We start from the raw sequence: 21,877 nt of genomic DNA on the forward strand, positions 1-21,877 counted from the left end.
TACTGTTCTTTGCAATTCCTATTATCTAACTTAAACTTATTAATGTGATGAAAAAATTAAGCTTACTACTCGTACTCTTCTCTTTCCTATTTGTGGCTTGCGCTGACAAAAAACCAAAAATCGAAACAGAAGAATTAAAAACAGAAATGGAAACAGAAGTAGATGAAATGGAAACTACGATTGTTGATTCTCTCTCTACCACTATGGAAAAGGCAAAAGAAGAAATTGAAGATGCCGAAGAGGAAATCGATGAAATGTTAGAAGATTTATAAGCCTAAACTAAACGAGATGAAAAAATTTACAATAAGTCTGCTATGCCTGTGTATGATGATGTGCACTAGTCAGTTACTTCTTGCCCAAAAAGGCCTGGAAAAGCAGGGAAAAGACAAACTTGAGAAAGTACAACAAGAAAGAAAGGATTCCATCCAAAAAATGATGAAGGACAAAAAATCGGAATTCAAAGAAAAAGGACAAGATGGAAAAGACAAGATGGAAATGCATCGCGAAGGAAATAAAGAAAAGATGCAGGATGCCAAAGGTGATATGCAAGGCAAAAAAGAGGATATGATGGAAAAAGGTGCTGCCATGAAATCTGAAATGAAAGAAAAAGGCAATGCTTATGGCAAGGATAAAGACCTAAAAGGAAGAGAATTTGGTCAAGAAAGAGCCGAACAAGTGAAAATGATGCGAGAAAAACGCAAAAATGAATTGGATCAAACGGTGAACCAATCGGATGAGAAAATTAAAATGGCTAAAGAAAGAATTAAAAATGCCCGAGAAAAATTAGAACTCGAAAAAAGCCAAGGCAAAACTACCGACGAAATGTATAAGGCCAAACTTGAAAAAATCAATTCTGTAGAAAACAGAGTTAAAGCCCTAGAAGAAAAAGTCGCAAAAATAAGATTAGAAAAAGAATAAAATCAAATTTAAATTGATAAAAACCTCTGTTTTAGCATTACAATGCAAAAGGCAGAGGTTTTTTATATCTACAAAAATCGGCGAATATCTACGTCTTTTGCCAAAGGATAACCATTTACCGAGAGAACGCGCACCATTTCACGAGCAAAATATGGTGCCAACATCACTCCTTTGGTACCCAATCCGTTTAAAATGGCTACTTGCTTATGCAAAGGATGAGTTCCCAAGATAGGACGTCTATCGATTACCGTTGGCCGAATTCCTGCCCAATGATTTAGTACCTTATATGGCAATTCAATCAAACCTTCCAAACGTGAAAGAAGATCCTTTCGAGCTTCTAAAGTCAACTCCACATCTAAGTTTTTCCAGTCGTAAGTAGCTCCCACCTTAAAACGATGATTGCCCAGAGGCATCACAAATAAATTTTTATTGAGAATGTAATCTTCAGCTAATCCTTCGCATTCTATTTCGAGTAATTCGCCTTTGGTAGGATTAAAACCAATTCCTTTAAAATAAGGATTTTCTGATGCATGATGCCCTTCACAAAACACAATAGTCTCGGCAGATATTCCATGCCAGGTAATCTCACCATCAATAAAACCCAGATCTTTGTATTTAAACTCCGATTCAATCAAAAGTCCTTCCTTTAAGAAAAAATCTCGCAAACTATTTAGCATTTTTTCCAAGTGTACATAACCCGAATTTGTTACTCGTCCATAAAAATCAAAACCTTTAATTCCTTTACCCACAGAATTTTTACCAATTTCAACAATGTAATCCGAAAATTGCCCTTGTTCAATGCGTTCCTTCCACATTTTTAATTCATGGTCGGCCAACGGCTTAATGATATCCATAGGAAACAAGAATTTTTGACCAAGCTCATTCTCTATGTCACCATAAGTCTCCATCATCACAGGCAAGACCTCATCTACCATCCAACTTTTGGTTAGTCTCTTAAAAACAAGAGGATTAAACATCCCTGCAGCAACATCAGAAGCTTTGCTTTTATGAGGACTCGAAATAATCGTAAAATTTAATCCAGCCTTATACATGTTATAAGCCAACAAGGATCCTGCTATCCCCTGTCCAACAATCAGAAATTGTTTTTCCATAAACTCCTATTAAAAATATGAATGCAAAGCTAGCTATTTCAGACCAAATTATCTTTATATTTTCTCAAGTCTGTTGTTTGAATGCAAAAAACATTTACTTTTACAATGTTTATTAATTCTAAATTAGAATAACAAAATGCTACTTCACAATAAACTTAGCAAAGAAGAACTCAAGAAACAACTTGAAAAAGAAAATTTTAGCCGGAAAACCCTTTCTTTTTACCGATATGTGATACTAGAAGACCCACAAGCATTTCGCGATCACTTGTATCTTAAATGGTACGAATTGAACTGCAAAGGACGAATATACGTAGCCCGCGAAGGTGTTAATGCACAAATGAGTATCCCTAAGCAAAATATGGAAGCTTTTTTTGCTCACATGAATAGTCTGACTGAACTACAAGACATGCCAATAAAATGGGCCGTAGAAGATGATGGGAAATCATTCTACAAGCTGATTGTAAAAGTACGACCAAAAATTGTAGCCGATGGCTTAAACGACAATGCCTTTGATGTAACCAATGTAGGAAATCATCTCTCTCCACTCGAATTCCACGAGCAAGTGAGCCGACCCGATACCATTGTTGTAGATATGCGAAACCATTACGAAAGCGAAATCGGTCATTTCGAAAATGCCATTTGTCCTGATGTTGATACTTTCCGTGAAGAAATCGATTTGGTGGTTGACAATCTGAAAGACAAAAGAGATCAGAAAGTATTGTTGTATTGCACTGGAGGCATTCGCTGCGAAAAAGCCAGTGCCTACCTTAAGCATCATGGTTTCGAAGATGTTAATCAATTGCACGGCGGCATTATTGCTTACGCTCAGGAAATAAAACAGCTCGGGATGGATTCGAAATTCAGAGGAAAGAATTTTGTGTTTGATGAACGATTGGGCGAGAGCATCAATAATGAGGTCATTGCCAAATGCCATCAGTGCGGAAAACCTTGCGATACGCATACCAATTGCGCCAACGATGATTGCCATCTGCTCTTTATTCAGTGTGACGAATGTCGTGAGCATTACCATGGCTGCTGTACCGATGAGTGTAACGAAATTATTCAGCTTCCCATGGAAGAACGAGTGAAACTTCGTTCTAAATTTCACGACAAATACAGTAAAAGCCAGATTTACCGACAGCGAATCAGACCAAAGCTTTCTCAATTATAAATGAGTAATTAAGAATTTTCAATATAAATACACGCCATCCAAAAAACGATAAACATACTAAATTATCATTTAAGCCTTGCTTCATTCAGTGAAAGCATCTAAAATTAATAAACATGAACAATTTTTGGCACAACATACAAATCCCTAATTTCTCTCTAGCACCCATGGAGGATGTCACCGACACGTCATTTCGAGAAATGGTTTTGAAGAATATGCAAGAAGGTAAACTGAATCTACTTTTTTCGGAATTTACCTCGGTAGAAGGCATGTGTCATTCGGTGGGCCACCATAAGGTAAAACACCGATTGCGAATTAATGAATCGGAGAAAATGCTGCTAAAACAAAAGAATGTGAAGCTGATTGCCCAAATTTGGGGAAAAGATCCGGATAAATACTACAAAACTGCCCAATACATAGCCAAAGAAACCGATTTTGATGGCATTGATATTAATATGGGCTGTCCGGTAAAAAATGTGGTGAAAAATGGTTGCTGTTCTGCACTAATTGAACAACCAGATCTTGCCAAAGAAATAATTCTGGCCACTAGCGAAGCCACCAAACTTCCCTTAAGTGTAAAAACCCGAATTGGCTATAAAAAAGTAGTTACCGAAGAGTGGATTTCTCACCTCTTAAAAATGCCCATTGATGCTTTAACCATTCATGGTCGCATTCAAACACAAATGTCAGACGGAATGGCCGATTGGGACGAAATAACAAAAGCAGTACAATTGCGAAATGAACAAGCTCCACACATCAAAATTATTGGTAATGGCGACGTAGAAAGTTACGAAGAAGGCTTGCAAAAAATTGCACAATATGGCGTTGATGGAGTGATGATTGGTCGTGGTATTTTTAAAAATCCATACTTCTTTCATCCCGATAAAGTGAACGTAAGTAAAGAAGAAAAGATAGCGATGCTAAAAGAACACACTCGCCTATTTGAAGCAACTTGGGCAAGAGAAAAAAACTTTGCTATTCTGCGCCGATTTTTCAAGATTTACACCAACGGATTTCATGAGGCCGCCGCCCTTCGCAATGCCCTAATGACAACTAGCAATGCTGAAGAAGTTTATGAGGCAATTAATGGGTTTACAGAAACTAAAGAAGAGCAATTAGTGAACAGTTAGCAGTAAATACAGACCTTTTCCTAGGTGTACCTTTGTGATGTGCCTTAACGAAAAGTATTCGCCACAGAGAGCATAGAGCTTCACAGTGCTCTTAAATACAATAACACCTATCACCACTTCCAAATACAAAGCTGTCAGAATCTTCTAACTTTGGAAGAATACTTACAACCTACTCGAAACCGTGTTTTCGTCGCTACCAGCCTCCAAAAAAACAAACACTAACCACACCCTTTGATCAATACAATTAATAAAACAAATCAGTATTTGTAATTAACCAACAACAATACATCCACTAGGTATCATCACGTGTATTTAGTGAATTATTTTATTATGATTCAGCAGTGTTTAGATCAACTATTATGTAAACTTAATACTAACAATAAATAAAAATGATGATTGACATGCAAAAGTTGGCAATGGAAAAACCATTTGCTGAAAATAGAAAATTAGAATATTCCCTATTATACTGCCAAGCGTAAGCATAACGTTTGGCAGCTTTTTAAAAAGGCTACCTCGCCTCTTATCTCTCTATAATGCCAAATAGCATTTCGTCAACACTCTCCCCTCTCATTTCATCTAATAGTGCCGTTTCCTTTTCAAAATTTTTCCACTGCTTGCTTAAGTCCTCACTCAGCATGTAAGTAACACACTCCTTAAACTGTGCAATCACAGTTTCGGGAATGCCTTTCCTATTTGCCCATTGGTAAAATTTTTGATATCTATTCACCACTTTTTGTTTGTACGCTTCGGGCAAAGCTTTGGTATTGTAGTGCAAGGGTCGGTCGAGCATATTAATGTACAATCCATATATCTCGATAATCTGCTCCTTCAGACAAGTCTGGTACAAATCTGGTAAATTTAAAATGGAGAAAACCGAAATGGTTGGAGCAATTACAAATCGAATGTGCTTGTGCGAACGAATCAATTCTCTGTTCGCTCGAAATTGTTCCCAATTAAATCCTTTTCGGATGTATTCGCCCAATTTTCCATGCGCATCGATGCTAGCCATAATCTCTACTTCACGGAAATGTTTCCAATACTCCAAAACATCCTGATCACCCATTTTTAGTTGTGAGAAATTAGTATTGTAGCGCAATCGCATTTGGGTTGCCTTGTTTTTAACCAGCCATTGTAGCAACTGATAATGCTCTTTGGTAACCAAAGGCTCACCACCTGCAAAGTAAATTTCTTTGGCCTGCAGTAAAGCCTCTCCGGTTTGGGTAATGAAAGAATCAAAATCCTTAACATTTTGCAGCAAAGCCTTCTCTCCCAAATTACGTTTCATCTGCTTGGCCTCTGGAAACCAGCCCGAACTGGCACCATGCCAACAGGTACGACAAGCAAAATTACAGGCATTCGAAAAACGGATATCAAAATAAACTGGCAAACTGATTTTGGTATTGATAAAATCTGCTCCAAATTTCTCATGAGTTTCCTGTCGCACACTCTTTCCTCCTGCCTTTTCCAAGCGTTGACAAACAGCACAGCGAGAATCTTTTTCGCCTCTGGCAAATTTCGCCCTTAGTTCATTTATAGGGTCTCCATTCCATATCTCCTGAAAAGATTGCCTATTGCAGTCACCCAAAGGAATGTTCGCTAGGCAACAAGCCTTTACTCGTCCTGCATTTCCTACATGATAGTGAATCCAAGGCATCAGACAGTATGGTTTTGAATTTGTCATTTTGCAAAGTTACAAATTAGACGCATATCCTTAAGATTCTTTAAGATTAAAGATGATTAAGATGATTAAGATGAAATCTAAACAACTACTGGGCTTGCAACAAAAAAAGAGACACGAAAACTCGCATCTCTTTTAATGAATAATTGATTATTCTTAACCGTCTTAGTCTGCCATTAATACAGATAATGCGATGCAATAGAATTTCGATTTTTCACTTTCGCTTCTCGACATTACCACAACTGGTTTTGTTGTTCCTTGAATCAAGCCACCCAATTCGCCACCTGCAAACAACATTAATCCTTTGTAAAACGAGTTGCAAGCTTCTAATGATGGGAACACCAAACAATCTGCATCTCCATTAATAGGAGTGGTAATCCCTTTGATTTCAACTGAAGCAGGATCGCAAGCTAAGAAAACATCCAAAGGTCCATCAACAATACAATCTTTAATCTGTCCTCGCTGAGCCATTTTGCAGATAATTGCATCATCAATGCTCGAAGGAAAAACAGAATTTGGTTTCTCTGTTGCTGAAATCAAGGCCACTTTTGGTTTTTCAATTCCAAATTTCTGAGCCATCTTCACCGAATAGTTTAGCATGGCAATTTTCTGATTCAAATCCGGAAAGGGCAATACTGCTGTATCAGAAACAAAGAGAAGTTTATTGTATTTTGGCAAATCCAATGCGCACACATAACTCATCACCGCCTTTGGTGGCAGTAAACCATGTTCTTTATTCAGTACAGCTTTCAAAAATTTATCAGTTCCAACCAAACCTTTCATCACCACATCTACTTCATCAGCACGTGCCATACGAACTGCTTCTGCTGTTGCTGCCACATCGTTAGGAATATGAACAATTGTAAAAATTTCCGGATCAATTCCCTCCTCTTCTGCTTTGGAGCGAATTTCCTGCTCATCGCCAATCATCACTGCCTCTACAAAACCTTCTTCAATCGCCTTTGCAATGGCACCTATTGTATTCGAATCCTGTGCATAAGCCACTGCAATTTTTTTCTTTTTCCCACTTTCGCGAAGATGCTCAACCATTTGATCGAGAGAACGTATTGGAGACATATTTTTATATTTGGTGTAAGATTTAGAATGCAAAACTTAAAAAACTAGTTGAATGAAATATCAGTTATTGACTTTTTCTACGCTTTAAAGTCTATTGTGATTATCCATTCCTATTTTGAAGCTACCAAAGCTGCCAAAGCAATAGAATACAATTTGGTTTTCACGCTATCGCCACGAGAAGAAAGAATGGCAGGACATTTTGCTCCTACAACCATTGCTCCCGATTCAGTATTGGCCATTTTTGTATTTACTTTGTAAAATACGTTTCCGGCTTCGATATTTGGGAATACCATGCAATCAGCATCGCCAGCTACTGGTGAATCCAATTTCTTGATTTCCGCAGATTCCTTATCAATAGCCACATCAATAGCCAAAGGACCATCAACATATGCATTTTTAATTTGTCCGCGATCGGCCATTTTAGATATGATTGCGGCATCAACACAAGATTCCAATTTAGGCAATACCTGTTCCGAAGCGGCAATTAATGCAACCTTTGGTTTGTCGATACCTAAAGCTCGGGCAACATTAATCACATAGTTTGATAAAGTAATTTTCTGATTCAAATCGGGCTGAGGAATCACAGCAACATCGCTCACTACCAATAATTTATGATAGTTTGGATTTTGCATCACCGCTACATGACTCAAAATAGCTTTGGGAGGCATCAAACCTTTTTCTTTGTTCAATATGGCTTTCATATACTTATCAGTACTCACCAATCCTTTCATAATCATATCACCCTCTCCCTTATTGATCAATTCAACCGCTTTTTCAGTTGCTTTCATCTCATTGGGTTCATGCACAATGGTAAATTTACCGATATCAAAACTATGCTCATCACATACCTTTTTAATCTCAGCGCGATCCCCCACCAAAGTGGCATAAATAATAGCATGCTGAATGGCATCATATACCGCACTTATGGTATGCGAATCGTTCGCATAGGCAGCAACCAATCGCTTTCGCGGATTGTTTTTAAGAACATCAATAATTTGATCCAAGGCTGTTATCATCTTCAATTTGTATTTAGACGTTGTGAAAGGATATTATCTTTGTATTGTAAGGCAAAAATAGAAAATTAATAATGATTTGCATTCAAAAACAAATCAAAAACAAACAATTGTTTAATATTAAATATATTTAGTTACGAATTGCAAGTATGGCAATTTATCAATTTATAATAAATTTCACTTAAACCTAACCTCTGGGAATCGAAAAGTAAAAACTCGTTCCTTTATTTTTTTCACTTTCAACCCAAATGTTACCTCCGTTCAGTTCTACAAACTCTTTGCTTAACATCAAACCAAATCCTGTTCCTGTCTCATTTGCAGTCCCTTCACTTGTAGAAACCATATCGATTTTAAAAAGTTTTTCCAACTGTTTATCGCTCATTCCTACACCCTCATCACTTACTTTCACCACAACAAAATCCTTATCCAACTTGCATTTTAGTCTGATAGTTTGCTTTGGGAACGAATACTTTATTGCATTGGATAACAAGTTTCTAATTACCGTGTCAATCATTGCTTTATCGGCTTTCACCATAGCAGTATCGAATTCTCCGCTCACATGCAAATCTTTTAGGGAAGCTAAACTTTTGTGAATACCAACATTTTTATCCAAAAACTCTTTCAAATCAAATGTCTCTGGCTTCAATTTGAAATTTCCTTTCTGAACATTGGCCCATTCTAACAGACTTTCCAAAAGCTTATAGGTATCATTTGAACTTCTGTAAATAGTTTCCACCAATTCTTTTCGCTCTTCGGCTGATAATAAATTTTTATCCTGCAAAAGAATGCGTGAAAAACCACGAATGGCATTGAACGGATTTCTTAAATCGTGAGCAATTATCGACATAAACTTATCTTTAGCCATATTAGCATTGGACAGTTCATCATTTATATTTTGCAATTGAATGGTTCGATCGGAAACAATTTTCTCTAGTTCAAGAAGATTTTTTTGTGTTCTTTTTTTACTGTATTGATTGGTAAGAAATATCAGTAATAATATAATCAAACATCCTGAAAGAATTGCGTACCATCTAAAATACCAAATTCGAGAAACCTTTAGATGGATCACTTTTGCCTCGCTCCATTTATAATTTCCTTCATGTTTTCCACGGATACATATTTTATACTTTCCCGCTTTTAACTTCGAAATTAGTATTTGATTTTTGGACGACAATTTTTTCCATTTGATGATCGGTTGTGAAGCCTGAATTACACAATATTCAAAACGATTTTGTTTTTGAGGGTAAATACTTGCTGAAACATCCAATAGTAACATTGAATTTGCCGCTATGGACATAAGATCATTCTGACCGATCAATTCTCCTTCACTGTCTGTTAGGTAAACCACCGGTGTCGGAGTTGACAAAATTGAGTCTAAAATTGGTGCATAGGCAATGCCATTAGAAGTACCAACCCATAAATAGCCAGAAGAATCAACAAGCAAATTACGTGTTGTAAATGTTTTCGATGGCAAACCCTGATCAGGAGTAAACAAAGAAATATCACTTTTCCGCTTTCGAATCACTCCTTTACTTGTGGTCAGCCAAATGGAATGGTCTTTATCTATTGCCAAAGAATTCACTTCACTATTTGTCATATCGTCCAAATCCATCTTCTCGATGGACTTATTACTATATTTCAACAAACCTCCTGATGTACCCATATAGAGAGTATCCTCATCAAATTTCATATCTCTTACCCAAAAGTCTTCACTAATTTCGAAGGGCGTTGGCACAGAAAGATCTGTAATTTTATCGGTAATAAAATCAAATTTAAACAAGTAAGAATGCTTATATTCGGCGCCAATATAAAGATTTTGCTCATCATCTAATTGAATATTTTGAATGATACGCTTACCGTTGAATTCTTTCAAATAACTCTTAACAATTCCTGTTTTAAGGTTAAACTTAAACAATTCTTTATTCGCAACCACCCAAATTCTTTCTTCCGAAGATATTTTTATGCTTGTAATTGCATGATTGGAAATCGACAATTTTGATATCAATTCCTTGTCCTTATACACAAATAAATCACCCTGTTCGGTCCCCAAAAATGTAAAATCACCAAAAAACTCGCATACATCCAATGCCCCCTCAAAATTAAAATCCAGACTTATAATATTTCTTTTTTCATCAAGTTCGAAAACTTGATTTCGTCCTGAAAAACGAAGTTTTCCTGCTGAAGTAAGGTTAATGCTGGAAATATATTCAGCGTTAGATGTTTGAAATTCATAGGAGAAAAATTTCTTTTCCATCACAACAATACCCGAATTGGTCGACACCCAATATTTACCATATTGATCAAAAAGTATATCATTAATGGTAAAATAAGGAAAACCACCAATGGGATAGATTTTATAATCATCCGAAAGATCCACCTCGATCAATCCCTGGAACCAAGTTCCCACCAATAGTTTGCTATCGGATAATTTATGAAAACAAGAGGCTGAAATAGAAGGCTTTATTTCTTCCTTTACTAATTGACCATTCTTTTCATCATAAGTAATTTTTAAAATTCCTTGAGAGGTACCCAACAAAAATTCATTCTTTCCAATTTTAATGGAAGCAAATACCAAACGCATCAAATGCAGGTCTGATTCGACAAATTCATGTTTATTTTCATCGAATTGATAAAACCATCCTTGTTGCGATACAATAAGTAAACGTCCACTATCACTTTCCAAAAACTGAAATGACCGAGCATAAGATGAAGTTCTGTTCTTTTCATCCATTGCAAATTTTTCAATCGATCCATTTTTATAACGAAAAATATCATTATAATCCGTAATCCATAAATTATTATTTTGATCTTCGAATAAATACTTTGGGTATTTGGGTTTTGAGTTATCGGTGTTGCATTCAATAAACAATTTTAGGATTATTTTTCCTGACTCCCTTTTAATTTGATAAATAGCATCATCGGAAACGGCCAAAAGATCGCCATTATCTCTTCGAAATATTTCCTTAAAATACCGTGATTTTCCTTGAGGTATATCCACTAAAATAAAATGGTCATTTTCAAGAAATAGAACACCGCCATCGGTAGCAAAATAGTACACCCCTAAGGAATCTTGCTGCGAAGACTTAACCAATTCTTCGTTCAGTTTATTCTCTTTATTGTAATTAAAAAAACGAAAATTCGTTCTCTGTCCATTAGAAAAAAAAGAAACCGAACAAAGTAGTAAAATAAAAAAGGAACGAAACAGTAAGGATATCATTCTAAACATTAAATTAAATTCAATATGTACTAATAAGGGCCTTAACGACAACGACAGCTTTTTGTTTCATAGGAGAACCATTACTTTCCCAAAAAACTACCGTTTAAGAATTATTTAACAAAAAAAGTTCAAAAAATACAATTAAAAATAAAAAAAGCCCTGTCTTCCGACAGGGCATATACTATACATATTACAAATATATCATTAGCTCAAAGCCTCAACTATACGTTGCGTATCCGAAGCAATTACTAATTCTTCGTTTGTAGTAATAACCATTGCTTTTACTTTTGATCCTTCTTTTGAAATAATTGCATCTTTACCTCGTAAACCATTATTCTTTTCAAAATCAAAATCAAGGCCTAAGTATCCAAAATCTCCAGCAATTTTTTCTCGTGAAAGGATGTCATTTTCACCAATACCACCAGTAAAAATAACCAAATCAACACCACCCATTGATGCAATGTAAGAACCCACAAATTTTTTCACTCTGTAAGTAAACATATCCAATGCCAATTGTGCTCTTTTATTTCCTCCTTCAGCAGAAGCTTCTAAATCTCTCATATCAGAAGAAACACCTGAAACTCCAGCTAATCCACTTTGCTTATTAATCATCTTGTTTGCCTCTTCAATCGACAAATTTTTCTTTTCAGAAATATAAAGAAGCGCACCTAAATCAAGGCTACCTGTACGAGTACCCATTAACAGACCTTCATTTGGAGTAAATCCCATTGAAGTTTCGACTGATTTTCCACCTTTAATTGCACAAACAGATGCTCCATTACCCAAATGACAGCTAACAATCTTTTTGTCTTCGATTTGCCATCCCAAAATATCGCAAGCTTTATGAGCAACAAATTTGTGACTAGTACCGTGAAATCCATATTTACGAACACGAAGATCTTCGTAGCAATCATATGGCAAACCATACATAAATGCCACAGGAGGTAATGTTTGATGAAATGATGTATCAAAAACAGCAACCTGCTTAATTCCAGGAATTAATTTTTCCATAGAAAGAATTCCTTCTAAGTTAGCAGGATTATGAAGTGGAGCTAATTCGCAACAAGCAGCGATTTTCTTTTTAGCATCTTCATCAACAATGGCACTATCTTTAAAATACTCTCCTCCGTGTGCAACACGATGACCAACAGCATCAATTTCATTTATCTTAGAAATAACACCATGTTCTTTATCAACAAGTGCTTTTAAAACAAGATCAATAGCTACGCTATGATTGGGTATGTCTTGAACAAGCTCAAATTTACTTTTCCCTTCTGGTTTGTGAATAAGATTACCTTCTTTAAGACCAATTCGTTCAACAAGACCTTTTGCCAACAAAGTAGCTTCGCTATCCATGCTTAACAATTGGTATTTTAAAGAAGAACTACCACAATTAAAAACTAGAACGTTCATAAGAAATTATATTTAGTTTGTTATCTATTTAATTATAATCCTGCAGCTTGATTTGCTGTAATAGCAACCAAATTCACAATATCACTTACCGAACACCCTCTTGATAAATCGTTGATAGGAGCTGCCATTCCCTGTAAAACAGGACCTACAGCTTCTGCACCAGCCAAACGTTGAACTAATTTATAAGCAATGTTTCCTACTTCCAAAGTTGGAAATACCAAAACGTTAGCTTTACCAGCAACCTTACTGTTAGGAGCTTTTTGAGCACCTATGGCTTCTACAATTGCAGCATCAGCTTGCAATTCACCATCGATTTGAAATTCAGGAGCCATTTCTTTTGCCAAACGAGTTGCCTCAACAACCTTATCAACCATTTCATGTTTACCCGATCCCATTGTAGAAAAGCTTAACATGGCAACACGAGGTTCCATTTTAGCAATTGCTTTGGTTGTTTTTGCAGTTGCAACTGCAATTTCTGCCAATTCACTTGCTGTAGGATTAGGATGTACTGCACAATCAGCGAAAACCATCATTCCATTATCGCCAAATGATTTATCTTTTAAAAGCATAATAAAAGCACCCGATACCACAGAAATACCTGGCATTGTTTTTACAATTTGAAATGCAGGACGCAATACATCACCAGTAGCATTCATTGCTCCGGCTACTTCTCCGTCAGCATCACCTGCTTTAATCATAAGAGTTGCCAAATACAATGGATCCTGAACCAATACCATGGCTTTTTCCATTGTCATTCCTTTTTTCTTTCTTAATTCTACTAAAATCTCAGCATAAGCCTCCATTTTGGCATGATTTTTAGGATCAACAATCGTTGCTTTGTCAATATTTTTCAGGTTTAAACGAGCAGCTTCCGATGCAATTTCATCAGGATTTCCAATCAATATTATTTTAGCAATTTTCTCACTTAAAAGAATATCAGTTGCCTGTAAAGTTCTTTCTTCAGTTCCTTCAGGTAAAACAATTGTTTTACTGTTTAAACGTGCATTCTCTTTTATTTTCTGCAATAAGTCCATTGGTATTCAGTATTTTAATCAGTTTTGTAATCTCGACTTTGCAAAAATAGGAATAAAACGTAAACTTTAGATTCCTAAATGAATAATTTTTCGTCTTTTTTTTCCAAAAATTTCTATAAATATTCATTCTCAATAAGATTGCTTTTAAAATAAAAACGTAATTTACTACTACTGATTTTCAACAAAACAGATCAATTTATCCATGAAATCGAACAAACAAAGCATTTTAATTGAAAACCTTTGCGCTAAAATGCAAGGCGAATTATTTCAAGACACGAGCACACGCCTTATTTATGCCACAGATGCTTCGGCCTACAAAGTTCTCCCTCTGGCAGTAGCTTATCCAAAAACTGAAGATGACCTATTACTTTTGATTCAATTTGCTTCTTCTGAAAAAATACCACTTATTCCACGAGCAGCTGGAACTTCATTAGCAGGACAAGTGGTTGGCAATGGAATTATCGTGGATATTTCTAAATACTTCACAAAAATTTTGGAACTTAATGCAGAAGAAAAATGGGTTCGAGTTCAACCTGGCGTCATCCTCGATGAGTTGAACCTATATTTAAAAGATTTCGGTTTGTTTTTTGGTCCCGAAACCTCAACAAGTAGTCGTTGCATGATTGGTGGTATGTTGGGAAATAATTCGTGCGGAGCACATTCACTCATTTATGGAAGTACCCGCGATCATACCTCGGAAGTAAAATGCATTTTAAGCGATGGCAGCAAAGCCAAATTCAGCGAAGTAAACAATGACCAATTTGCTCAGAAATGTTCCGAGAATACAGGTTTAGAATCAAAAATTTATCAACAAATACAAAATATACTTACTTCTGTAGAGACAAGAGAATCCATAAAAAAAGAATTTCCTGATCCTCAGATAAAACGAAGAAACACTGGATATGCAATTGACCTACTGGCTAACTCTTCCCCATTCACACCCAATGGAGAAGCCTTTAATTTCTGTAAGCTTTTGGCAGGATCGGAAGGCACACTTGCATTCACAACGGAAATAAAATTGAGTCTAATTCCTCTTCCACCCAAAGAAAAAGCACTGATTTGCGCCCATTTTGAGAGTTTAGAAGAAGCAGTTCAAGGAAATCTAATTGCTTTACAATACCAACCTGGGGCAGTAGAGCTAATGGACGATCAGATTTTGAAATTGACAGAAGGAAACATTACTCAAGCAAAAAATCGCTTCTTTATAAAAGGGCATCCTGGAGCTATTTTAATCATTGAATTTGCTCGCGAATCAAAAGAAGAAATAGAGAAAATTGCCCGAGAAATGGAAGCCGAATTCCACCGTAAAGATCTAGGATATCACTTTCCACTTGTTTCTGGAGCAGAAAATACATCCAAAGTATGGGATTTAAGAAAGTCTGCTCTGGGCGTTTTATCGAACATGAAAGGAGATGCAAAACCTGTTTCCCTGATTGAAGATACTTCTGTTCTTCCGGAAGTACTGTTCGATTATATTGCAGATGTGAAAGTATTGATGAAAAAGCATGAAATTGATTGTGTTTTTCATGCTCACATTGGAACAGGTGAAATTCATCTGCGTCCGGTGCTCAATCTAAAAGACAAATCCGATCAGGAAAAATTTCACCAAATCGGGCTCGATTCAGCTAAATTGGTAAAAAAATACAAAGGTTCATTGAGTGGAGAACATGGAGATGGAAGACTTCGTGGTGAATTTATTTCCATCATGATTGGAGAACAAAACTATCAGCTCTTAAGGGACATTAAAAAATGCTGGGATCCACACAATATTTTTAATCCAGGAAAAATTGTAGACACGCCCAAAATGAATACACATTTGCGCTATCTACCTAATCAGGAAACCCGTGAACTGACAACCCATTTCGATTTTTCGAAGGACTTAGGAATTATAAGAGCCACAGAACGTTGCAACGGATCAGGCGATTGCCGCAATACTCATCTCACTGGCAAAGGCATGTGTCCAAGCTACCAAGCTACACTGGATGAGAAACTTACAACACGCGCTCGAGCCAATCTATTTCGGGAATTTCTCACCAATTCAAACAAGAATAACCCCTTCAATCACAAGGAATTATACGATATCTTAGATTTATGTTTATCTTGTAAAGCCTGTAAATCGGAATGTCCATCAAATGTTGATATGGCTAAATTAAAAGCCGAATTTCTGCAACAGTATTATGAATCCAATCGGATGCCTTTCCGGAGTAGATTAATCGCAAACATCACACAAATAAACCAACTGGGAAGCTATGCTCCAAAACTTTTCAACTTTGTGAATCAAAATCCATTTGTCGGTAAAATGGTAAAAAAAAGTCTAGGATTTGCTCCCAAACGAAGCATTCCTTCACTGTATAAAACAACGCTACGAAAATGGTATTCTCAGCAAGCCAAATTTTCTAGTAATCGCAAAGTCTATCTTTTTGCCGATGAATTTACCAACTACAACGATACACCAATCGGAATAAAAACCGTGCAACTATTACAAGCTTTAAACTATGAAGTAATAATTCCAAAGCATGTTGAAAGTGGGCGAACTTACCTTTCAAAAGGTTTGGTGAAAAAGGCCAAACAATTAGCCATTAAAAATGTAAACTTACTTAAATATCTGATTTCTGAAAACACTCCATTAATTGGTATTGAGCCATCAGCAATTCTTACTTTTCGTGATGAATATCCAGAATTGGTTCCTGCTTCAATGCAAAAAAATGCCAGGAATTTAGCTACAAATACACTTACAATCGAGGAGTTTTTGTATCAGGAAATGAATGCGGAAAATATCCGAAAAGAACAATTTACGGATGAAAAAAAAGAGGTGAAATTCCACACCCATTGTTACCAGAAAGCTTTGGCCTCATCCCTTCCAATTAAAGAAATACTTAGTTTTCCAGCAAACTATTCAGCCGTTGAAATTCAATCGGGATGCTGCGGCATGGCTGGCTCTTTCGGTTACGAAAAGGAACATTACAATTTGAGCCGAAAAGTTGGTGAGTTAATTCTTTTACCTGAAGTACGAAAAACGCCAACAACGACCCTTCTTGCTGCTTCGGGAACTTCCTGTCGCCATCAGATTAAGGATGAAACCGACCGAGAGGCCAGGCATCCTGTTGAAATATTGTTTGAAGCTTTAAAAACGAAAACTTGAAACTAAGCAAAGAAATTCTCAAGATCTGCCAAGCTAATTACCCTAGCAAATTCCTGATGCAAGCTTGCCAAGGCTGTATCGTGAATTAATTCTGCTGAATATTTTTCTCCATGAATTCCAACCTTATCAAAAGTTGCTGTAGCATCAGCAACCAGATAAGTTTCGTAACCTAAATTACCGGCCATTCGTGTGGTGGTTGATATGCAATGATCGGTAGTTAAACCTACAATCACCAATTTCCGAATGCCTTGTCCATCCAATTGTTGCTTTAAATCGGTGCCAATAAAAGCCGAATTTACATTTTTCTTAATTACAGGTTCTCCTGCTTTTGGATGGGTAGCATCGAGAAATTCGTTACCCGGATTGCCTTCTAACAAAGGAGAATTCGGTGTTGTTGAGCAATGTTTAACATGAAACAAAGGCATGTTATTTTTCCGCCACAAATCCAAAACTTTAGCAGCATTCTCTTCCGCCTGCAGATTGTTTCTTCCACCACCCCAATAATCAATATCCACAAATCCTTTTTGAAGATCAATTAGCAAAAGAGCCGTATTACTAGTAATTTCCATAATGCAAAGTTCTCTATTTTCTATTCAATTTACACAAAAAAGTTCCGAATTCGATTTAAAAAAACTTACCGATTGAAAAAATCACTTACTTTCTCGAATACCTCATCCATGCAGGCTTTTACCTTTTCTTGATCTACTCTAGCTGTAGGAAATGGATTTTCGTGAGTGTAATTGTAATCAAAATCGATTTCTTCAACAATAATATTAATATTTCGTGCAGCTCCCTTTAAGGTATTTTCAACCTCGTAACTTGGAAAAACAGTATCTCCTTTTAAAGCAATGGCATAAATCTGATGCTCCACATTTTTAAATAAAGACTCCCGAAATTCTCTCATCATCTTATAATCAAGCATGGTACGAAATACCTTTCCTTCCTGATGTTCCTCTCCCATATAATGCTGTAAATGATTTCCTTTCTTTATAAAAGAGTCTAAATGTTCCACCAAATAGGAATACAATGTCACGTTAACTTCACTATCTAAAATAAACTTTGAAACAGGCGACAAACGATTAAAAACAGCACCACTGCAAAAAAGACACAATTTGCTTTCACTAAACCAATTCTTATAATTTGTTAATTTCAAAATTTGCGAGAGCATTCCTCCAATAGAGTAAGCAAAAATATCAAACGAAAAATCTGGATCAATCAATTCATGTTTTCCAGACTTGCACTCATCAATAAACTGAATTACATCGTAATAAGTCTGCAAACCTGACCAAATAAAACGTTGTGGCATAGAGTGAAGCCGCATACTAATAGCCACATTCGAAAGAGAGGAAGCTATTACATTCGGAAATTGAGCCTTTCGCTTTCGGCTTAACTCGAACATAGCTTTTTTATCGCTCCAATGCTTGGGTGCTCGTTGCATATGAAAAGCAATAGGAAAAAACAGCACTGCACTTCCCGTCTTTTCGCAGATAGCTTGTCCCCAAGGTAAATACTTATCCCAAGTCTTCTCGTTGAAACCATGAAAAAGGAAAGTCAGTTTTTTGATCTTCTCCTTATCTTTTGGTTTTAAAATGTGATAATTAAAATTCTGATTCTCTTCTACCATTGTGTCCTTTATGTAAACATCATCCTTTATGGACCCAATGTCATAGAAAGGATCTTCCTTCTCATGAAAGTGTTGCTTGTGCTGCATGCAATAATAGGCAGGCTTACCGGGCAAAATATCATGAGACTTGGAATGGAAAGGAAAAGAATATACTTCCACATCACCCAAATCGGTTTTTAACTCTTTACTTATAAACGCCTCTTTCAATTCTGAAAAGCGATCGGAATAACTCATACGAAAATAATTATGTATTGATCTTTTTAGCAAGAATCAACAAAGAAAAAACAAAATCGAGTAAATCACCTACCTATCAACATAGTAGCATTTTACTTCCTTGCCATTTTAAGGCTAATCTGATTTTTATAATCGGAAAATAAAGACTAACAATAAATAAAAATGATAAAACTATTATCAAAATGAAAGTCTTTATTTATTGAATATTTTCGGGAATAAAAATTCATTACAGCGAAATTATCAAATTGATTTTTATTAACAAAATTCCAGATAAGATTCCCAAACAAAATAAAAAAGTAAATTTTCTATCTCATTAATTCAAAAATAAGATTTTAGGCTGCAAACTCGCAAAAAAATCGCAATTGGATTAACTTTGCAAGTTCACACAAGAAAATATGCAAACAATTCAAGATATACTGGAAAGCTACAAAGAACGCATTCTGTCAACCCGAAAGATTCCTGCTCGAAAAGCCACTTTTGCGCCCATACCCGAAGATATGAATCCCGAACTAAAAAATTGTATCAAACAAATGGGATTTGAGCAGTTGTATTCACATCAGGCAGAAATGTACAAACGTGCCATGCTGGGAAAAAATCTTGTGATCACAACGGGAACAGCCAGTGGCAAATCGCTTTCCTTTTACCTTCCGGTGATTCAGCGGATTCTTGAAAACCCTAGCCGAAGAGCCGTTTTTATTTATCCTACAAAAGCACTAACTAAAGATCAGCTTCGAAACATTGTGGAATTTGTAGAATTCTTTGGAAAACATCGCATTCAGGCAGGAATTTACGATGGAGATACTCCTGCTTCGGAGAGAAGTCGCATCCGACAGGAAGCCAATATCATTCTCACCAATCCAGATATGATTAATGCGACTTTTTTGCCGAATCACAATCGTTATGGTTTTCCGCATCTGTTTGCCAATCTGGATTTTATGGTGATTGACGAACTTCATTCCTACCGCGGCGCTTTTGGCTCTCACGTATCAAACGTTATGCGTCGTATGTTGCGCATTTGTCAATATCATGGCAACACTCCCCGATTTTTATGCAGTAGTGCAACCATCGCCAACCCGGCAGAACTAGCAGAAAACATTTGTCATCAGCCCTTTGAACTAATTGAAAAAGATGGCTCACCCGCACCCGAAAAAGAAATTCATTTTTGGCAGCCTGAGTACCTAAAAGAAGCTCAACGAAAACGATCGGTAACCGAAGAGCTAAAAGGACTTCTTCCCAATTTAATTGAGAATGCCACACGAGTCATCACTTTTTGCATGTCGAGAAGAGAAAGCGAAGTAGTAACCAAAGAATGTCGCGATATTTTGGCTCAGGACCCACTAAAACTAGGACCCGATTTCTCGGATAAAATATCCGCCTATCGTGGTGGTTACACACCATTGGAACGTGCACGAATTGAAAAAGATTTGGTAGAAGGAAAAATTTACGGCGTAGTTTCCACTAGTGCTCTCGAATTGGGAATTGATATTGGTGATTTAGATATGGTAGTTATGGGTGGATTTCCGGGAACACGAGCCAGCTTTTGGCAACAGTTGGGCCGAGCTGGTAGAAAAGGAAATAAAGCGCATGCAGTACTGATGCTTAAAGAAAAACCAATGGACCAATACGTAGGTATGAATCCCAATTGGTTACTTGAATCGGCTTCTGAAAATGCCGTTATCGATAAAAATAACCTATACATTCAATTGGCACACATTAGAGCTGCTTCGGCCGAATTGCCACTGAGTATTGATGACATTTCCAGTTTTCCCGATTTAGGTGAAATCATTCCTTTACTGCAAAAAGAAGGAGAACTCAGCGAACACAATGCACAATATCAATGGAGTGGACAAATATCGCCAGCTCACGAAATCAGCCTTCGAAATATTACTAGTGACACCATAAAAGTGGTCGATAGGGAAAAGGAGCTCACCATCACAACAGTGGATTTATTACAAGCTAAAAAGGAATTTTACCCTGGAGCCATTTATTTGCACGACAGCGTTCAGTACAAAAGTCTCGATTTGGACTTGGAGGGCAAAACAGCTTGGGTAAAGCAAGTAGAATCGAACTACTACACCGAACCACACAAACCTGGCAACATTGATATTTTAATGGAGCACGAACAGGAGGAAAAACATCGCATTTATTCCTGTTTTGGAGATGTGAAAGTAAGCGTATTGGTCTCGGGCTACAAAATGATACAGTTCAATTCTCATCAAAATTTAGGCTACGAAAGCTTATCGCAGATTTTGCAATCGCAAATGGATACCGAGGCCTGTTGGATTCAAATCCCCGATAATGTAGTTCAGGTTTTTGTAGCAACAGGCAAAGCGCCAAGTTTGGAAGCACCAAAAGAAATGGCGGAAGATAAATCAATTCCTCGTTTTGATTACACCGAAGGATTGGTACATTGTTTAAAAGCTGCAGCCTCTATGCGAGTGATGGCAACCTACTCGGATTTAGGGGGAGATATTTTCGGATTTTCGCATCCCAAATCACATCAGCACAAGCACGCTATTATTCTTTTTGATGAATATCCCGGAGGTTTAGGATTTTCAGAAAAAGCTTACGAATACCTAAGTGAAATTATTCAAAATGCGGGCAAACTAGTAAAGGATTGTCCGTGCAAAGATGGTTGTCCGGCTTGCGTTGGCGACCACAGAATTAACAAACACCTTATTTTATGGGCACTTCGCTCCTTTTACAAGGAAATTCCTTTGCCTAAAAATATTAATATTGATGGTCTGTCTGATTTTCATAAAAAACAAATTCAGAAATTAGAATGGACACAAATAGAGCATCAGTGGCAAGAAGTTCTCATGAGGTTCGATCGCGAAAAGCTTTTTGGAGCACGTTTTTTAAAACAAAGCAGTTCTCAGGAAATAAAAGGCAGCAAATTAGTTTTGTACTTTTCAGACAGCAGCTTAAAACTAGCCCAAAAACCAGATGTGATTGAAGGCATCCGATCTGAATTATCAAAAATTATAGCCTTGCCCGAACATTTTGAATTAATTTTACGTCCTGACGATGGGGAAGCCAATCTTCGTAATCAATTAAAATTGCAAAGAATTATGAGCAATGGGAAAGGACATCTGCCAAGCTAAACACAAGAGAAAT

The 21,877-nt window shown here is 36.7% G+C and carries 15 protein-coding genes; 6 read left to right on the top strand and 9 right to left on the bottom strand.

Features of this window, described 5'->3' with window-relative positions; genetic code table 11:
- Positions 1 to 47: 47 nt before the first annotated feature.
- Both ABYT26_RS05040 and ABYT26_RS05045 read left to right on the top strand, forming a co-directional pair.
- Positions 48 to 272, top strand: a complete 225-nt coding sequence (locus ABYT26_RS05040) for a hypothetical protein (RefSeq protein WP_372751801.1) — start codon at positions 48 to 50, stop codon at positions 270 to 272.
- A 16-nt stretch (positions 273 to 288) separates the two neighbouring features.
- Positions 289 to 918, top strand: coding sequence for a hypothetical protein (locus ABYT26_RS05045; RefSeq protein ID WP_372751802.1), 630 nt, complete (start codon positions 289 to 291; stop codon positions 916 to 918).
- Positions 919 to 986: 68 nt separating this feature from the next.
- Here ABYT26_RS05045 and ABYT26_RS05050 read toward each other — a convergent pair whose 3' ends face one another.
- Positions 987 to 2,030, bottom strand: coding sequence for an NAD(P)/FAD-dependent oxidoreductase (locus ABYT26_RS05050; RefSeq protein ID WP_372751803.1), 1,044 nt, complete (start codon positions 2,028 to 2,030; stop codon positions 987 to 989).
- A gap of 136 nt (positions 2,031 to 2,166) precedes the next feature.
- Between ABYT26_RS05050 and ABYT26_RS05055 the strand changes: the two genes are divergently transcribed.
- Both ABYT26_RS05055 and ABYT26_RS05060 read left to right on the top strand, forming a co-directional pair.
- On the top strand, positions 2,167 to 3,201 hold the full coding sequence (locus ABYT26_RS05055; RefSeq protein ID WP_372751804.1) for a rhodanese-related sulfurtransferase: 1,035 nt from the start codon (positions 2,167 to 2,169) through the stop codon (positions 3,199 to 3,201).
- A 113-nt stretch (positions 3,202 to 3,314) separates the two neighbouring features.
- On the top strand, positions 3,315 to 4,328 hold the full coding sequence (locus ABYT26_RS05060) for a tRNA dihydrouridine synthase (protein WP_372751805.1): 1,014 nt from the start codon (positions 3,315 to 3,317) through the stop codon (positions 4,326 to 4,328).
- Between the two features lie 520 nt (positions 4,329 to 4,848).
- On the opposite strand, the gene ABYT26_RS05065 is transcribed toward ABYT26_RS05060, so the two are convergent.
- From ABYT26_RS05065 to pta, 6 genes are all read right to left on the bottom strand, one after another.
- Complete coding sequence (locus ABYT26_RS05065) at positions 4,849 to 6,009, bottom strand: twitch domain-containing radical SAM protein (RefSeq protein ID WP_372751806.1); 1,161 nt, start codon at positions 6,007 to 6,009, stop codon at positions 4,849 to 4,851.
- Between the two features lie 162 nt (positions 6,010 to 6,171).
- Positions 6,172 to 7,083 carry a phosphate acyltransferase gene (locus ABYT26_RS05070; protein WP_372751807.1) on the bottom strand — a complete coding sequence of 304 codons (912 nt, stop codon included), beginning with the start codon at positions 7,081 to 7,083 and terminating at the stop codon, positions 6,172 to 6,174.
- A 110-nt stretch (positions 7,084 to 7,193) separates the two neighbouring features.
- Complete coding sequence (locus ABYT26_RS05075) at positions 7,194 to 8,099, bottom strand: bifunctional enoyl-CoA hydratase/phosphate acetyltransferase (protein ID WP_372751808.1); 906 nt, start codon at positions 8,097 to 8,099, stop codon at positions 7,194 to 7,196.
- Positions 8,100 to 8,283: 184 nt separating this feature from the next.
- Positions 8,284 to 11,322 (bottom strand): ATP-binding protein, encoded by a 3,039-nt coding sequence (locus ABYT26_RS05080; RefSeq protein ID WP_372751809.1) that lies wholly within the window; start codon positions 11,320 to 11,322, stop codon positions 8,284 to 8,286.
- A gap of 195 nt (positions 11,323 to 11,517) precedes the next feature.
- Positions 11,518 to 12,726, bottom strand: coding sequence for an acetate/propionate family kinase (locus ABYT26_RS05085; RefSeq protein ID WP_372751810.1), 1,209 nt, complete (start codon positions 12,724 to 12,726; stop codon positions 11,518 to 11,520).
- Positions 12,727 to 12,758: 32 nt separating this feature from the next.
- Positions 12,759 to 13,760, bottom strand: coding sequence for a phosphate acetyltransferase (gene pta, locus ABYT26_RS05090; RefSeq protein ID WP_372751811.1), 1,002 nt, complete (start codon positions 13,758 to 13,760; stop codon positions 12,759 to 12,761).
- Between the two features lie 202 nt (positions 13,761 to 13,962).
- Between pta and ABYT26_RS05095 the strand changes: the two genes are divergently transcribed.
- Positions 13,963 to 16,902, top strand: coding sequence for an FAD-binding and (Fe-S)-binding domain-containing protein (locus ABYT26_RS05095; RefSeq protein ID WP_372751812.1), 2,940 nt, complete (start codon positions 13,963 to 13,965; stop codon positions 16,900 to 16,902).
- Between the two features lie 2 nt (positions 16,903 to 16,904).
- Here ABYT26_RS05095 and ABYT26_RS05100 read toward each other — a convergent pair whose 3' ends face one another.
- Both ABYT26_RS05100 and ABYT26_RS05105 read right to left on the bottom strand, forming a co-directional pair.
- Positions 16,905 to 17,471: a cysteine hydrolase family protein gene (locus ABYT26_RS05100; RefSeq protein ID WP_372751813.1), complete on the bottom strand. Its 567-nt coding sequence runs from the start codon at positions 17,469 to 17,471 to the stop codon at positions 16,905 to 16,907.
- Between the two features lie 65 nt (positions 17,472 to 17,536).
- On the bottom strand, positions 17,537 to 18,760 hold the full coding sequence (locus ABYT26_RS05105) for a DUF6051 family protein (protein ID WP_372751814.1): 1,224 nt from the start codon (positions 18,758 to 18,760) through the stop codon (positions 17,537 to 17,539).
- Between the two features lie 395 nt (positions 18,761 to 19,155).
- Between ABYT26_RS05105 and ABYT26_RS05110 the strand changes: the two genes are divergently transcribed.
- Positions 19,156 to 21,864 (top strand): DEAD/DEAH box helicase, encoded by a 2,709-nt coding sequence (locus tag ABYT26_RS05110; RefSeq protein WP_372751815.1) that lies wholly within the window; start codon positions 19,156 to 19,158, stop codon positions 21,862 to 21,864.
- The last annotated feature ends 13 nt before the right edge of the window (positions 21,865 to 21,877 follow it).

The organism is Labilibaculum sp. (assembly GCF_041595635.1).
Lineage (GTDB): Bacteria > Bacteroidota > Bacteroidia > Bacteroidales > Marinifilaceae > Labilibaculum.